Origin of the sequence: Pandoraea pnomenusa, from assembly GCF_040391475.1 — a bacterium.
GTDB classification, from domain to species: domain Bacteria; phylum Pseudomonadota; class Gammaproteobacteria; order Burkholderiales; family Burkholderiaceae; genus Pandoraea; species Pandoraea pnomenusa_C.
The window spans coordinates 187,490-201,961 of the sequence record NZ_JBEBXS010000003.1 but is presented as its reverse complement, the minus strand read 5'-3'; the positions used below and the strand labels follow the sequence as shown (position 1 = coordinate 201,961).

The following is a 14,472-nucleotide window of genomic DNA, read 5'->3' as shown; positions in this document are numbered from 1 at the left end:
GGTCGATTATGACACAAATGGCTCACTTCAGTGAGAAGTCCACTCGGGTCGTCGCCCCCTTGTCCTTGATGCCCTCTGCGGTAGGCTTCGGCGCCACCACGAACAGCCGGTCGGACGCGATCTTGCCGTCCAGCCACGACCGCACCCGTTGCGCCCGCCGATCCGCCAACGCGCGCAGATCGTCGTCGCCGACCTTGATGTTCGTCTCCATCAGCTTCTGCATCTCGTCGTCCGGCAGCGACTTCGCGAACCCGATCATATTGCGCGGCTTGGCAAAGTCCGCCGCCTTGTAAGCGGCCGTCAAAAACTTGCTGCGCTCTTCCGGGCTTACCGTCACGCTGTCCACGTCGATGCTCTCGCCCTTGCCGACCATGGACTTCACCTTCTGCGCTTTGATCGCACGCTCGACCGCGACCTGACGCAATCCGTCGGTGTCCTTCGCCGGGTCCACGCGACCCTCGATCTCCAGTTTCAGCGCCGTACGGTCCGTCAGCGCCTTGACCAGCGTTTCCAGGCGCTTCTCGCTTTCCGGCGTGAGACGCGCGCTGCCCGGTGCGAACTCGACAAAGCCCAGTTCCTGATCGCCACCGCCAAACGCTGACGCCAGCAGGCTGAACGGCGCCGTCACCGCCTTGACGATCAGGTTCACGAACGCGCGGAAGATCACGCCGCCCAGACTGAACTGCGGATCTTCCAGCGAGCCGGAAATCGGAATGTCCACATCGATTTCACCGCGCGAGTTCTTCAGCAACGATACCGCCAGGCGTACCGGCAAATTCGTCGCCGTGGGGCTTTCCACGCGGTCGCCGAACGTCAGCTGGTCGATGAAGATGTGATTGTTCGCCGTGAGCTTCGCCTGATCGAGCAGATAGTGCACGTCGACCGTCAGCTTGCCTTTCTCGATCGGATAGCCCGCGTACTTGGTCGAGTAGGGCGTGAGGTTGGTCAGCTCGATGCCGTCGGCCTTTGCGCCAAGATCCACGAACGCCATCGGCGCGAGCGGGTTGATCTTGCCGTTGATGTCGATCGGCGCGTTGCGGTTCACCTTGCCCTGCAGCGCCACCTCGGCCGGTTCGGTCGTCGCCGTGCCGAAAGCACCGATGCGTCCACCGATATCCGTCAGATTGGCCGTGTAGTTCGGCTTGACGAAGTTATCCGTGAAGTTGATGTTGCCGCCTTGCAGCGTGATCCGTCCAATATGGATGTCTGCCGGCAGCGCCTTGCCGGCGCCAAATCCCGGTCCGCGCTGCGCCGTGGTCTCGCCCGGCTTCTGCTCCTTCTTCTCGACCTCGGTCGGCTGCTCGGCTTCCACGGCGGACGCGGCCGCGTCGAGCGGCGGCTTGGCCGGCTTGCCATCCAGCGGAATGCCTTCGTTCGCCCGGGTGAGCGAGCGCGGAGCCGATTCCTTGTTGCCGACCACGTCGGCCAGGTTCAGACGTCCATTGGCATTGATGATCAGACGCGCATAGAAGCGCGACAGCGCGATGCTGCCCAACTGCACGTTCGGCTTGCCGCTGCCCACCGCCATGTTGATCTGCTGCACCGACAGCGCGTTCCAGCGCATGAAGTCGTCCGTCGTCACCTTGTCGAGCAGACGCACGTTGCCGAGCGTGGCGTCGCCGCGATACGTTACCTGCGGCGTTTCGCCCTTCATGGAGAACGTGGCGCGACCGGTGCTGGAGAGCAGGGCGCTCGCGATGCTGGCGTTCAACTCGTCGCTCATGTACGAATCGAAGGCGGCCAGATCGAGCTGCTGCGTCTTGATTTGCAAGTCGCCCGCGAGCGGCTGCGGCGTGACGTTGCCCGTCGCGTTGAGGGTGCCCTTCTTGTTGAGCGTGCCGGTCACTTCCAGCTGCAACGGTTTCGTCATGTCCTGCGACGCGTTCTGCACCTTGACGTTGAGCGGCGCGAACTTCGCGTTGATCGGTCTGCCTTTGACCGCGCGATCCTCGAATCCGATGCTCGCATTCTCGAGCGCGACTTTGCCGACCTTCCATTGCCAGTCACCGGCAGACGCCGTGCCGGATTTGGCCGACGTCTTGCGGCCGCGCTCCGTACCCACGCGCGCGTTGGCATTCTGGCCACCGGTGGACGCCTTCGACTGGCCGCCGCCGGTGAGGGCGAGCAGGTTGATCTTGCCGTCCTTGTCCCGGCGGGCGGCAACGTCGAGCCCGCTGATCGTGACTTCATCGAGTACGGCCTGACGGGCCCCCAGATCGAAGTGCGACAGCTTCGCCTCCGCCTTGGCAAGCTTGAGCGGCGCATCGCCCTTGTTGCCGGTGAGCCACTCGATCTTCTCGAGGGTCGCTGTCGCGGGCGAAATCTGGACGTTGGGCTGCTTGTCGGGCGCGAAGGCCGCGTTGAATTTGGCCTGTGCCCCGACAGTGCCGCTCTTCAGGTCGCCTGCCAGCGCACCCTGCGCGAACGGCAGCAGCGGCGCGAGCGCGATGGATTGCGCATCGAGTTCGCCGCTGGCGTTATAGGCGGGCAGGCTGAACTGACCTTGTGCCTTGAGCGATCCGCCGCTCTGAATGCCGATCGCCGCGTCGTATGTCGCGGGTTCCTTGCCCAGCGTCGAGAACTGCTTCACACCGATCTGGATGTTCTCCAGCGCGATGCTCGCCGGCTTCGCGCCGCGCTCGTCGGTGAAGCGCACCTTGCTGTTCACCACCGAGACTTCGCCGACCAGCAGGTCGAGCGGCGTGGGTTGTTCGGCGGCAGCGGCCTTGGCCTGCGCGGCTTCCGCAGCCGAGGCAGGTGTTGCGGGCCGGGCCGTTTGCTCGGCCGGCACCTTTGGCGCGGCCTTGGCCGCTTCGCTGGCCTTCGGCGACGCCGCAGCCTGATCGACCGCCTTGCCGACGGCCTTGATTACCGGACGCTGCGGCAGCAGTGCCTTCGCGACGTTGATCGAGCCATCTTTTTCCAGCGTGATCTGCTGGTCGAGGCCGTCGATGCGCACGCTGTCGATGTGAAAGACGTTGTTCAGCGGTTCGACCTTGCCGAGCTTCACGTCGACCTGTTTGACGGCAACCAGCGGCGAGCCATCGGCCTCCTTGACGACGGCATCGGACAGCCCGGCCGTGCCGGTCAGCAGCACGTGATTGCCCGACTTGTCGCGCGTGAAGCGCAGTTTCAGATCGGTGCTGACGGCGCCGCTCTTGATCTGCGCGGGCACCGTGACGGGCGAGTAGCCGAGGTACTTCGGCACATCGAGGCGGTCCAGCTTGATGTCGACCGTCGACTCCAGCGAATCGGCGAACGGCTTGGTCTGTCCCGAGATATGCAGTGGCGCGCCGTCGATGGACGCCTGCAACAACGGCTGCACGAAGATATCGGTGTCGGCAGGCAGGTTCGCGATGAACGGCACACCGACCTGCAGATTGTCGATGACGTGCTTCTCGTTCTGCACGGCGTCGTCAAAGCGCACCGTGCCGTTCTTGATCTGGACGTTGTTCAGGGCGAAGCGGGCAGGTTTCGACGGCTCCGGAGACGGCGGCCCCGAGGTCGCACGATCGATGATGTCGGAGAAGTTGAAACGCTGCGGCGCGGTGCGCACGATGTTGACGACCGGCGTGTCGACGTAGAGCTCGTCGACGACTGGCGCGAGGCGGAACAGCGAGCTCCACGAGGCGTTCACGCGCAGCATGCCGACGTCCACGAACGGCTGGCCCGGCGTCTTGTCGCCGATATGCACCTGATGCAGGTCCAGACGCAGCGTGTAGGGATTGAAACTGACGTCGCCCACGCTCACCGGCCGTTCCAGATAGGCGGAGAGTTTGTCGACGGCGTAGTGCTTGAGCACGGCGGGGACCGTGAAGTAACCGATGACGCCGAATACGGCAATCACGGCGACGGCCCACAGGCCGGTCTTGCGTGCACGCCGGCGCACGTCGGGATCGCGTCCGAGCGCTTGTGCGCGGGCGATGCCTTGTTGCAGACGGGTGCCGTCTTCGGCGGAATCCGGAGAAGGTTTGCGATCGTTCGCTTGCTCGGCCATGCGGTCTCCCGTAAGCAGCCAGTGAAGCACGCGCCGCGCCACTCGAGCGCGGCGGGACAGACCCGGGACTGGCCGCTGCGGCGGCGGCCGTGTCCCGGCAGGCGATGACCCGGCCCGTCAGGCCGGCAGCATCACCAGCGGGGCGATCGCGCCCGCGCGTTCGACGACCGCATCGGCCTGCCACTGGGCTGGCGCGAGCGTATCGCCGCAATAACCGTAGGCCGCTGCAATCGTTGCCATGCCGGCTGCCTTACCCGCCTGCACGTCGCGCAGGTCGTCGCCAACGTACACGATCTGGGTCGGGGCAATGCCGATGCACTCGGCTGCGTAGAGCAACGGCGCCGGATGCGGCTTGCTATGCGGCGTCGTATCGCCCGATACGACGCAGGCAGCGGTATCTGCGAGACCGAGCAGCTTGACAAGCGGATTGGTCAGGCGTGCGGCCTTGTTGGTGACGATGCCCCAGGGCACCCCGCGTTCGGCCAGGGCCGCGAGCAGCGCAGGCACGCCATCGAACAGATGGCTCTGCACGCACAGGGCGGCTTCGTAATTGGCGAGGAACGCGTCGCGCAGCGACGGGAAGGTGGCATCGTCCGGGGTGACACCGAAGGCACTGCCAATCAATCCGCGCGCGCCATGCGAGGCTTGCAGGCGCAGCGTTTCATACGGGCCCGGCGGCAAGCCACGGTCTGTACGCACCTTGTTGACGGCCGCGACGAGGTCGGGCGCGGTGTCGGCCAGGGTGCCGTCCAGATCGAACAGCACGGCGCGAACGTCGCCGTTCAGCAGGTGCGGCGCAGCGTCGAGGGAGGCAAGAGGGTGGGCGGGGGGCACGAACATATCAGGCGTCGCGGGTGCAGGCGATCATGTAGTTCACGTCGGTGTCGCGATTGATCGAGTAGCGCTTGTTGATCGGATTGTAGGACAAGCCACGCATGTCGCGTACGGTGATCCCACTGGCCCGGGCAAACGAAGCCAGCTCCGACGGGCGGATGAATTTGGCGTAATCGTGGGTGCCGCGCGGAATCATGCGCAGCACGTACTCGGCGCCGACGACGGCCAGCAGCCAGGCTTTCGGATTGCGGTTCAGTGTGGAGAAGAAGACATGCCCCCCCGGTTTGACGAGGGTGGCGCAAGCGGCCACGATCGATGCCGGCGAGGGCACGTGTTCGAGCATCTCCATGCAGGTCACGACGTCGTAGGTGCCGGCTTCGCGGGCGGCGAGCGCTTCGGCGGAAATTTCTTCGTAGTCGATGGAAAGTCCGGCTTCGAGGCTGTGCAGGTCGGCTACGCCGAGTGCCTTCGACGACAGGTCGATGCCCTTGACGCGAGCGCCCTGACGCGCCATCGATTCGGCGAGAATGCCGCCGCCGCAGCCGATATCCAGCACGCGCTTGCCTTGAAGCTGCACGTGTTGCTCGATCCAGTCGAGGCGCAGCGGGTTGATCTCGTGCAGCGGCTTGAATTCGCTGTGCGGATCCCACCAGCGGTGGGCCAGTTCACTGAATTTATTGAGTTCTTGCGGGTCGGCGTTCATCACTTGCTCATGGACATTGACGGCTTGAGGGCAGGCGGGGATGCCGCGCGGCAGCGCGTGCCTGGTGCCGGGGTGACCGGCGGCGCCGTCGAGATGGGGGAAGTATAACGAAGTGAGTACGCCCATGTCCAAAGCGCGAGGCCTGCTGCGGCCTGTCGTCGCCGCCTGTCGCTACATGTCGCCACATGTCGGCGACGTGTGGCGCATGAAAAACGGACGTCGGGTCGACGTCCGTTTACGGGGGCCGGTGCTCGGACAGTGGGCGCCCGACGGCGCCGCGTCGCTATGCCGCAGCAGGCAGGTTCGCCAGCACCGCCTTCGGGTCGTGATACGCCAGCCCCAGCGCCTCGGCAACGCCACGATTGGTCACCATGCCGCGCGCCACGTTGAGCCCGGCCAGCAAGTGCGGATCGGCGCGCATGGCCGCGACCGGCCCGTGGTCGGCGAGTTGCAGGATGAACGGCAAGGTCACGTTGTTGAGCGCAAACGTCGACGTGCGCGGCACGCCGCCGGGCATGTTGGCCACGCAGTAATGCACGACACCTTCCACCACGTAGACCGGGTCGGCATGTGTCGTGGCGCGCGACGTCTCGCAGCATCCGCCCTGGTCGATGGCGACGTCGACGATCACCGATCCCTTGCGCATCAGTCCAAGCATGGCTCGGGTGATGAGTTTCGGCGCTGCCGCCCCCGGAATCAGCACGCCACCGATGACGAGATCGGCCTCGCGCAGGTGGGTTTCGATGGCATGTTGCGTCGAATAAACCGTCTGCACCTGGCCGCCGAACTGCGCACTGATACGACGCAAGGCGTCGACCGACTTGTCGATGACCGTGACCTGCGCACCGATGCCCACGGCGACCGTGGCCGCGTTGGTGCCCACGACGCCGCCGCCGAGAATGACGACCTTGCCGGCTTCCACACCGGGCACGCCCGAAAGCAGCAGACCGAGTCCGCCATGCGTCTTCTCCAGCGCGGTGGCGCCCGCCTGGATCGACATGCGTCCGGCCACTTCCGACATGGGCGCGAGCAACGGGAGGCCGCCGGTGGCGGAGGTCACCGTTTCATACGCAATGCAAGTGGCGCCGCTCTTGATGAGGTCGCGCGTCTGCTCGGGGTCGGGCGCCAGATGGAGGTAAGTGAACAGCGTGTGATGCGCGCGCAGGCGGGCGCGTTCCACGGCCTGCGGCTCCTTGACCTTGACGATCAGCTCGGCGCGGTCGAAGACATCGACGGCATTGGTAGCGATGCGTGCGCCGGCGGCAGCGTAGACCGTGTCGTCCATGCCGATACCTTCACCGGCTTGCGTCTCGACCCACACCTCGTGCCCGCGTGCCACCACTTCGCGTACGGCTGCGGGCGTCATGCCTACGCGGTATTCGTGGTTCTTGATCTCCTTGGGTACACCGATTTTCATGATGCGTCTCCTTTGTTGTGATGTGACAGCAAAAGCGATTCATGCAACGCGAATAAAAAACGGCACCCGAAGGTGCCGTTGACTGGTCAGGCGAAAGCCGGTTGGGCTTGCGCGTCGGGCGCATCGCTGTAGCGCGCCACCGAGAGGTCGTCGGCCAGGATCGCTGGCCGGCGCCCGGACATCAGGTCGGCCAGCAACTGGCCCGAGCCGCAGGACATTGTCCAGCCGAGCGTGCCATGTCCGGTGTTCAGGAACAGATTGCGCAGCGCGGTGGCGCCGACGATCGGTGTGCCGTCGGGTGTCATCGGACGCAGGCCGGTCCAGAACGAGGCTTCGGCCGTATTGCCTGCGCCGGGATACAGATCGTTGACGACCATTTCCAGCGTGGCGCGGCGTGCCGGCTTCAGCGTTTTGTCATAGCCGACGACTTCGGCCATGCCGCCCACGCGGATGCGGTCGTCGAAGCGCGTGACCGCGATCTTGTACGTTTCGTCGAGCACGGTCGAGACCGGTGCACGTTGCGCGTCCACGATCGGTACGGTGATCGAATAGCCCTTGAGCGGATACACCGGAATGTCGACGATGCCGCGCAGGAACGGTGTGGAGTACGAACCGAGTGCCACCACGTAGGCGTCGGCGCGCTGCATCATGCCGGCACACACCACGCCCTCGATCTTGTCGCCGGCAACTTGCAGGGCGTCGATCGGCATGTCGTAGCGGAATTTCACGCCAAGGGCTTCGGCCATTGCCGCCAGACGCGTAGTGAACAACTGGCAGTCGCCCGTTTCGTCATTCGGCAGGCGCAGGCCGCCGGTGAGCTTGTGCGAGACGGCGGCCAGGGCGGGTTCGGCGCTGGCAAGGGCGGCGCTGTCGAGGAGTTCGAACGGCACGCCCGCCTCCTCGAGCACGGCGATGTCGCGCGCGGCGTTTGCCAACTGCTCCTCCGTGCGGAACAGTTGCAACGTACCGGCCTGACGGCCCTCGTAAGGAATGTCGGTCTCGGCACGCAGCGAGCGGAAGCAATCGCGGCTGTATTCGGCGATGCGCACCATGCGTTCCTTATTGACGGCATAACGCTCCGGTGTGCAGTTGCGCAGCATCTGATAGAGCCACTTGAGCTGCGTGAGCGTGCCGTCCGGACGAATGGCGAGCGGGGCGTGTTTCTGGAACAACCACTTGATGGCCTTCGTCGGAATGCCCGGCGCAGCCCACGGCGACGCATACCCCGGCGAAATCTGGCCGGCGTTGCCGAAGCTGGTCTCGAGCGCCGGCCCTGCCTGACGATCGAGCACCGTGACGTCGTGCCCGGCCTTCGCCAGGTAGTACGCGCTGGTGACGCCGATGACGCCGCTGCCGAGAACGATGACCTTCATTGCGTTGACTCCTGTAAAACCATAGTTATCCAGTAATAATTCGCATGCTATTCTCGGATCACTAGGTTTAGTTAATGTATATCTCCAGGATTCAGGAATAATTCATGAGAGTTCAGCAGCAATCCGTCCGAACGCTGGATCGACTCGATCGACGCATCCTGACGCTGCTCCAGCAGGACGGCCGGATGTCGATGAAAGACCTCTCCGAGCAGGTCGGGCTCTCGATCACGCCATGTATCGAGCGGGTGAAGCGCATGGAGCGCGACGGCGTGATCATGGGGTATTTCGCGCGTGTCAATCCGGCGGCGCTCGGGGCGGCGCTGCTGGTGTTCGTGGAGATCACGCTCGATCACAAGTCGGGAAATATGTTCGATCAGTTCCGCCGGGAGGTCCTGCGAATTCCCGAAGTCATGGAGTGCCATCTCATCTCCGGCGACTTCGACTATCTGATCAAGGCGCGTATCAGGGAGATGTCCGAGTATCGGAAGCTGTTGGGCGACATCCTCCTGCAACTGCCGGGGGCGGTGCAGTCGAAGAGTTACGTCGTGATGGAAGAAATCAAGGAAACGCTCACCATCTCCGTGGACGAGTGAGCGTCGGTCGCCGTGGGGCGCTAAAAGAGCGGTAACTGCGGGTCGGTGCTGGCGCGCACATCGGATACCGCCGGATCGGCGGTCGAGGACGCCCTCGGGGGGGAGGGGGGCGGCACTCGGAACTGATCGTTGCGCAGTGGCGGACGTGCCTGATTGAGCCCCAATTTGCGAGCCGCCAGATGGAAGCGCTGCCGGATCAGCTCGGCGTGCAGGCCGGTGCCCTTCATCCGGGTGCCGAATTCCGAACTGTTGTGTTTGCCGTCACGTACCTGCTCGATCAGGCTCATGACGTGGCGCGCCCGCATCGGGTAATTCGCCTCCAGCCATTCGACGAACACGTCGTGCACTTCCCGCGGTAGCCGCAACATGACGTATGCCGCGTAGGAGGCGCCGGCCTCGGATGCTGTCGTCAGCACGCGTTCAATATCGAAATCCGTGAGCGCCGGCACGATCGGCGCCACGATGACGCCCGTGGGAATCCCTGCGTCCGTCAACTTCCGGATGGCTTCGATCCGGCGCGCCGGCGTGTTGGCGCGAGGCTCCATCTTGCGTGCAATGTCCGCGTCGAGCGTTCCCACTGAAATGAATACCCGGACGAGGCCGCGCTGGGCCATTCGCGACAGGATGTCGATGTCGCGGGTGACCAGCGCGGATTTTGTCGTGATGCCGACGGGGTGGCCGAACCGCTCGAGCACCTCCAGCACGCTTCGTGTGATGCCGTATTCGCGCTCGATGGGTTGATAGGGATCGGTGTTGGCGCCGAGCGCGAGCAGGGCGGGCTGGTAGCCGCGCTTGCGCAGTTCGGCATCGAGTCGCTCGGCCGCATTGTGTTTGGCGTACAGGCGTGTTTCGAAGTCGAGGCCCGGCGACAGGCCGAGATACGCGTGCGTGGGGCGCGCGAAGCAATAGGTGCAACCGTGCTCGCATCCGCGGTAGGGATTGATCGAGCGGTCGAAGGGAATATCCGACGACGTGTTGCGGGAGATGATGGTGCGAGCGTTCTCCAGCGCGACGTGCGTCACGAATTTGACCTCGCATTCCTGGGCTGCGTCCGATTCGTGCCGGGTTTCGTCGCTTTCGCGGTGGAACTCGGAAAAGCGGGATTCCAGGTTGGCTGTGGCGCCTCGGCCCTTGCGCGACGCGGGTGGCGCGAATGAGGAAGCCATGATTCGTCTCCTTGAAAGCAGTCCGGCGCGCGAATGTTGGACATTCGCGAGGATTGCATCTCATTATACTGTGTTTTTATACAGTATTCGGGGGCGAAGATGTGGACGTATCAGACGAGGGGCGTGGCCGGTCTGTTCCGGCCTTGGGCGACGAGGCGTGAGGCGTGGCGGACTGGCTTCGCGTGGTCAGGCGTCTGCGTCGGGCGCTGTTGGTGGCGACACGGGAGGCACATACGGGGCGATGGCCCGGGCGATCGCGTCGAGCGCTGCGTTGTCGGCCCCTGGACGCTGGCGGGCGAGTCGAATCGCGCGGATCGTCAGGAGCGAATACAGCGTCGCGTGGTTGCTGCCGAGGGAGGCAAGCGCTTCCGTGTGACGGGTCACGATGCCGGCGTCGCCGCGCGATACCGGGCCGGCCAGGGCGCCGGAAAGCCCGCGTTCGCGGGCGGCGGCGAGCGTTCCCATGACGAGCGGCCACATGGCGTGGCGTGCGTCGTCAGCCGGCATGCCGATCGCTTGCCAAAGCTCGGTGGCTTCGTCGAGCAGGCAGAGCAGGAAGCTGGCGGCATAATTTGCCCCCGCGTGATATCGCATGCGCTCGCCAGCCGGGATCGACAGGGTTCGACAGCCAATGGCATTTGCCAAGGTGCGCAACGTCTCGTCGAGGTGGCCGTCGGCCTCGATCGTGATCGTGCTCCCGGAAAGGCGTTCGGCGTCGTCGTCGAGACCTGCGAAGAGGAACAGCGGGTGGAAGCCCCCGATCTGTGCGCCATGTTCGGCGGCTGGGGCGAGCAGCGCGACTTCCGACGCGCCGCTGCAATGCACCAGCGCCTGACCGGGCTTCGGGGCGAGATGCGATGCGCACGCGGCGATGGCGTCGTCCGGCACGGTCAGAAAGACGAGATCGGCGCGGGAGAACACGGCGTTCATGTCCTCGGGACGGTCGATCGGCAGGGCCGTGCATCGCGGCAGCGAAGACGCGAGGCGTTGCGCGGTGTCGGCGCGTCGGCTGGCGATCGCGGTCACCTCATATCCCGCATTTGCGGCCGCGTTTGCGAGGGCACGTGCGACGCGGCCGGCCCCGATGAAGCCGAGCGTCGGGCGGGGAGCGCGGGAAGTGGTCGTCGTCACGGGGTGGTGTGGCAGCAGTGGGCGCCGTTGTGTCGATTATTGCGACAGGCGATTCGGCGTGTCGTGCGTTTCGAAGTAGGTCTGAAACGCAACGGCGAAGCCGGACATCATGAGCATGGCGCCCACGAACAGCGAAATGGCCACGATGATCACGGCGGTCCAGCCGGAGCGCGACTTGTGTTGGGCACCCGAATTGAATTGGGCATTCCAGCGCTCGTCGGGGCGCAGTCCGTAGACGATCGCGGCAAGAAATGCAGAAAACAGCGAGATGGCGCCCAGAATCGTGAGGGCCCATCCCGCAGGCGAACGCAGCTCGCTCGTGACCAACAATCCCCAACCGGCAACACCGCAGGCAGATCCCACGAGGTGGGCCCAGCCGAATCGGTCACGCAAGCCATACAGATAGAAGCGATGCAGGCCGAGCGTGCCGAACAGCATTGCCAGTCCGGCGGTGAGGGTCTTGGATTTGTAAGCGACTGCGTTCATTTTGAATCGTTATCGGGCAGGCGTTTCGCGGATGACTTCGACAAGCGTCCAGCGCATGCTCGAAGCGTCGGCAGGCGGATTGGCGACGGGCTCGCCGTGAATTTTCACGCGGTATTCTACGCCGGGCTTCCAGTCGAATCCATCGATGTTGGCGTACCAAAGCTCCCACGGCGCTTTGCCGGAATCATCGGCGTTGCGCACCCGCAAGCACTTGCGCGGCGCTACGCCAACGCAGTCTGCCATTTGGGAGTCGACATCCAGCACACGGTCCTCGGCCTTCGAACCGTTGGCGCCGGCGACCGTCCGGTTGAGCAGCGTTTGCGCGGCATAGGTAAGTGTTTCGCCGCCCTGGGCCGTGAGGACCAGTTGCGTGTCGCGACGCTCGAAATTCGTCACGCGCGGCAGCGTTTTCAGATAGCGGTCTTCGAATGCCATCGAATCGGCGCAAGCCATGCGCGTGGACGCCGGTGCCTGAATCGTCAACTGACCGTTGGCCGGGCCGACCTTGTACTGACCGAAGATGCGATTGCATCCGCCAGTCCCGGAGAACGCCCCCTTGTCATTGAACGTAAGGTTGATCGCACGACCTTCCGGCAGGCTGGGGATGTCGCCGGGGCCTTCCCATGTCATGAGTTGCCATGTACCGAGCAGGTCGGCCGGCGCGGTGGCGGCTGCCGTGCCGCCGGACGCCCCCGTCGCCGGATTGGCGCCGCCGCCCGATGGCGCTGCGCAACCGGCGAGTAAGGCGGCGGGCACCAACAGTGTCGCCATATAGGTGGCAAACGAGGAGGGCAGGAACGAGAGTAGGCGTTGGGTCATGATCTTGTATGGAAGTGGTTGCGCAGGGGGCAGGGACGGCGAATCTGTCACGACGGACTGCGCGAAGCGTGTCCGACCGGCGCCGTGAGTGCCATGAAAGGTTGACCGAAGACACCCCGACTCAGTTCCTCGGCGGCATTGGCGTGGATGGCGGGGGCGTTGCGGGCATTGCGAATTGACTGTCGATGATGCGTCATCCGGTCACCTCACGGCTTTCGATACGTAATGCGATAGATGGCACCGGCGTAGTCGTCGCTGATGAGCAGCGACCCGTCGGGCAGGGGCAGCAAATCGACCGGACGGCCCCAGACCGATTCGTCGTCTCCCAGCCAGCCCTGCGCAAAGACTTCCTGCCGGATGGCGTTACCCTTGGCATCGAGCACCACGCGAACGACACGGTAGCCCACCTTGCGACTCCGATTCCATGAACCGTGCTCCGCAATGAAAATGCTGCCGCGGTAGTCTTCGGGGAACTGCTTGCCTGTATAGAAGTGCATGCCGAGGGCCGCAACGTGCGCGCCGAGCTTCGCCGCCGGCGGCGTGAAGGCGGAACAGGTCCGCAGGTGCCCGAACTCGGGATCGGCGACGTCGCCTGCGTGGCAGTACGGAAAACCGAAGTGTTCGCCCGTGCGCGTCAACTTGTTGAGTTCGTCGTCGGGCACGTCGTCGCCCAACTCGTCGCGGCCGTTGTCGGTGAACCAGAGCGTGTTCGTGCCCGGTTGCCAGTCGAAACCCACCGAATTGCGTACACCTCGGGCGACGACCCGCCAGTCACTGCCGTCGGGGCGCAAGCTGCCGATCATGGCGTAACGGTTTTCGTCACGCCGACATACGTTACAGGGCGCGCCGACGCCGACATAGAGACGCTGATCCGGGCCGAAGGCGATATACCGCCATCCGTGATGGGTTTCGCTGGGGAGCTTGTCGTAGACGACGACGGGTTTGGGGGGATCGTCCAGGCGGTTCTCGATGTCGTCGAGTCTGACGATGCGTGAGACGGCCGAGACGTAAAGGGCGCCATTGCGCATCGCAACGCCGACGGGCATGTTCAGCCCCGACGCGATCGTACGAACCTTGGCCGCATAGGCGCGCGAGGGATCCAGCGTGATCGCATAGACGACGCCTTGGGCGCGGCTGCCAACGAATAACGTGCCTTTCGGGCCGAGCGCCATCCCGCGAGCGCCCGGAACCTGGTCGGAGAGGACCTCGACGTGGAAGCCGGGTGGCAGGGACAGGCGTTCGATGGGCAGGGCGTCGCGCGGGGCTGCGAAAGCGGGGGCAAGGACCAGTGCGGCGGCGACCAGCAGGCCGACGTGGCGAGCATGGCGACGGAGGCCGGCAGCCCACCGGGCGAACCGCACCGGCCAGGGCCGAGCGTCGGTGCGCTGGGAGGAGAGCCATCCATCGGGGAATCGTCGCATGTCGGACTCGCTTCGCACAAAGGATGGGTGCATTGTAGACCAGTGCCCACGCTGGCCGTCAGTGGCCTGTGAACGGCATGCACGCTCTCTATTAGATAGGCGGTTGAGGGGGATTCGATCGGCGGCTTGGGAAGTGTTTGTTTTGACGGGGGTTTTGCGCTATAATCACGCGTTTTCTGTCCGAACACTTCTGGATTCACAAGGATTTATTATGGTCGTTATCCGCCTTGCTCGCGGCGGCGCGAAGAAGCGCCCGTTCTACAACATCGTTGCAACCGACTCGCGTAATCGCCGCGATGGCCGCTTCATCGAGCGTATTGGCTTCTACAACCCGGTCGCTGCCGAAGGCACGGAAGGTCTGCGCATTGCGCAAGACCGTCTGACGTACTGGCAAGGCGTTGGCGCACAACTGTCGCCGACCGTGGCTCGTCTGATCAAGCAAGGCGCCAAGGCTGCTGCCTAAGCTTTCAGCGGATCAAGCTGTACGCATTGCTGTCGGCCTGCCGATGGCATGAGAATTGAACGGCGGTGC

13 protein-coding genes are annotated in these 14,472 nt (G+C 64.5%); 2 read left to right on the top strand and 11 right to left on the bottom strand.

All coding sequences use genetic code 11. The annotated features are described in order from the left end of the window. Positions 1–22: 22 nt before the first annotated feature. The 5 genes from ABWO90_RS05075 to ABWO90_RS05055 all read right to left on the bottom strand — a co-directional run bounded on the left by ABWO90_RS05075 (position 23) and on the right by ABWO90_RS05055 (position 8,324). Entirely contained in the window at positions 23–3,997 is a 3,975-nt protein-coding gene (locus tag ABWO90_RS05075; protein WP_353190111.1) for a DUF748 domain-containing protein, read from the bottom strand. A gap of 117 nt (positions 3,998–4,114) precedes the next feature. Then, complete coding sequence (gene gph, locus ABWO90_RS05070) at positions 4,115–4,837, bottom strand: phosphoglycolate phosphatase (protein ID WP_353190110.1); 723 nt, start codon at positions 4,835–4,837, stop codon at positions 4,115–4,117. 1 nt (position 4,838) lies between these two features. After that, positions 4,839–5,537 carry a bifunctional 2-polyprenyl-6-hydroxyphenol methylase/3-demethylubiquinol 3-O-methyltransferase UbiG gene (gene ubiG / locus ABWO90_RS05065; protein WP_353190241.1) on the bottom strand — a complete coding sequence of 233 codons (699 nt, stop codon included), beginning with the start codon at positions 5,535–5,537 and terminating at the stop codon, positions 4,839–4,841. Positions 5,538–5,817: 280 nt separating this feature from the next. Beyond that, the gene (gene ald / locus ABWO90_RS05060; protein WP_353190109.1) at positions 5,818–6,951 is read right to left on the bottom strand and encodes an alanine dehydrogenase; all 1,134 of its coding nucleotides are present in this window, start codon (positions 6,949–6,951) and stop codon (positions 5,818–5,820) included. A gap of 86 nt (positions 6,952–7,037) precedes the next feature. After that, complete coding sequence (locus ABWO90_RS05055) at positions 7,038–8,324, bottom strand: D-amino acid dehydrogenase (RefSeq protein WP_353190108.1); 1,287 nt, start codon at positions 8,322–8,324, stop codon at positions 7,038–7,040. 104 nt (positions 8,325–8,428) lie between these two features. Between ABWO90_RS05055 and ABWO90_RS05050 the strand changes: the two genes are divergently transcribed. Next, positions 8,429–8,917 carry an Lrp/AsnC ligand binding domain-containing protein gene (locus tag ABWO90_RS05050; RefSeq protein WP_353190107.1) on the top strand — a complete coding sequence of 163 codons (489 nt, stop codon included), beginning with the start codon at positions 8,429–8,431 and terminating at the stop codon, positions 8,915–8,917. Between the two features lie 20 nt (positions 8,918–8,937). Here the strand turns inward: ABWO90_RS05050 and ABWO90_RS05045 are convergent, their stop codons facing one another. The 6 genes from ABWO90_RS05045 to ABWO90_RS05020 form a co-directional block, all read right to left on the bottom strand. Then, positions 8,938–10,083 (bottom strand): PA0069 family radical SAM protein, encoded by a 1,146-nt coding sequence (locus ABWO90_RS05045; protein ID WP_353190106.1) that lies wholly within the window; start codon positions 10,081–10,083, stop codon positions 8,938–8,940. A gap of 186 nt (positions 10,084–10,269) precedes the next feature. Next, positions 10,270–11,214, bottom strand: a complete 945-nt coding sequence (locus tag ABWO90_RS05040; RefSeq protein WP_353190105.1) for a Rossmann-like and DUF2520 domain-containing protein — start codon at positions 11,212–11,214, stop codon at positions 10,270–10,272. A 36-nt stretch (positions 11,215–11,250) separates the two neighbouring features. Then, positions 11,251–11,700, bottom strand: a complete 450-nt coding sequence (locus ABWO90_RS05035) for a TM2 domain-containing protein (protein WP_353190104.1) — start codon at positions 11,698–11,700, stop codon at positions 11,251–11,253. A 9-nt stretch (positions 11,701–11,709) separates the two neighbouring features. Beyond that, a complete protein-coding gene (locus ABWO90_RS05030; protein WP_353190103.1) occupies positions 11,710–12,519 on the bottom strand; it encodes a DUF4377 domain-containing protein in 810 nt (269 codons plus the stop codon). 47 nt (positions 12,520–12,566) lie between these two features. Then, a complete protein-coding gene (locus tag ABWO90_RS05025) occupies positions 12,567–12,716 on the bottom strand; it encodes a hypothetical protein (RefSeq protein ID WP_353190102.1) in 150 nt (49 codons plus the stop codon). A 9-nt stretch (positions 12,717–12,725) separates the two neighbouring features. Next, entirely contained in the window at positions 12,726–13,940 is a 1,215-nt protein-coding gene (locus ABWO90_RS05020) for a PQQ-dependent sugar dehydrogenase (protein WP_353190101.1), read from the bottom strand. Between the two features lie 211 nt (positions 13,941–14,151). On the opposite strand from ABWO90_RS05020, the gene rpsP reads away from it, so the two are divergent. Then, positions 14,152–14,403: a 30S ribosomal protein S16 gene (gene rpsP, locus ABWO90_RS05015; RefSeq protein ID WP_017234865.1), complete on the top strand. Its 252-nt coding sequence runs from the start codon at positions 14,152–14,154 to the stop codon at positions 14,401–14,403. Positions 14,404–14,472: the final 69 nt, after the last annotated feature.

Excerpts from the sequence above, each read along its gene's own strand:
- ABWO90_RS05055 (WP_353190108.1), bottom strand. The coding sequence starts at position 8,324 with ATGAAGGTCATCGTTCTCGGCAGCGGCGTCATCGGCGTCACCAGCGCG.
- ABWO90_RS05045 (WP_353190106.1), bottom strand. The coding sequence starts at position 10,083 with ATGGCTTCCTCATTCGCGCCACCCGCGTCGCGCAAGGGCCGAGGCGCC.
- ABWO90_RS05035 (WP_353190104.1), bottom strand. The coding sequence starts at position 11,700 with ATGAACGCAGTCGCTTACAAATCCAAGACCCTCACCGCCGGACTGGCA.
- rpsP (WP_017234865.1), top strand. The coding sequence starts at position 14,152 with ATGGTCGTTATCCGCCTTGCTCGCGGCGGCGCGAAGAAGCGCCCGTTC.
- ald (WP_353190109.1), bottom strand. The coding sequence starts at position 6,951 with ATGAAAATCGGTGTACCCAAGGAGATCAAGAACCACGAATACCGCGTA.
- ABWO90_RS05020 (WP_353190101.1), bottom strand. The coding sequence starts at position 13,940 with ATGCGACGATTCCCCGATGGATGGCTCTCCTCCCAGCGCACCGACGCT.
- ABWO90_RS05075 (WP_353190111.1), bottom strand. The coding sequence starts at position 3,997 with ATGGCCGAGCAAGCGAACGATCGCAAACCTTCTCCGGATTCCGCCGAA.
- gph (WP_353190110.1), bottom strand. The coding sequence starts at position 4,837 with ATGTTCGTGCCCCCCGCCCACCCTCTTGCCTCCCTCGACGCTGCGCCG.
- ABWO90_RS05030 (WP_353190103.1), bottom strand. The coding sequence starts at position 12,519 with ATGACCCAACGCCTACTCTCGTTCCTGCCCTCCTCGTTTGCCACCTAT.
- ABWO90_RS05050 (WP_353190107.1), top strand. The coding sequence starts at position 8,429 with ATGAGAGTTCAGCAGCAATCCGTCCGAACGCTGGATCGACTCGATCGA.
- ABWO90_RS05025 (WP_353190102.1), bottom strand. The coding sequence starts at position 12,716 with ATGACGCATCATCGACAGTCAATTCGCAATGCCCGCAACGCCCCCGCC.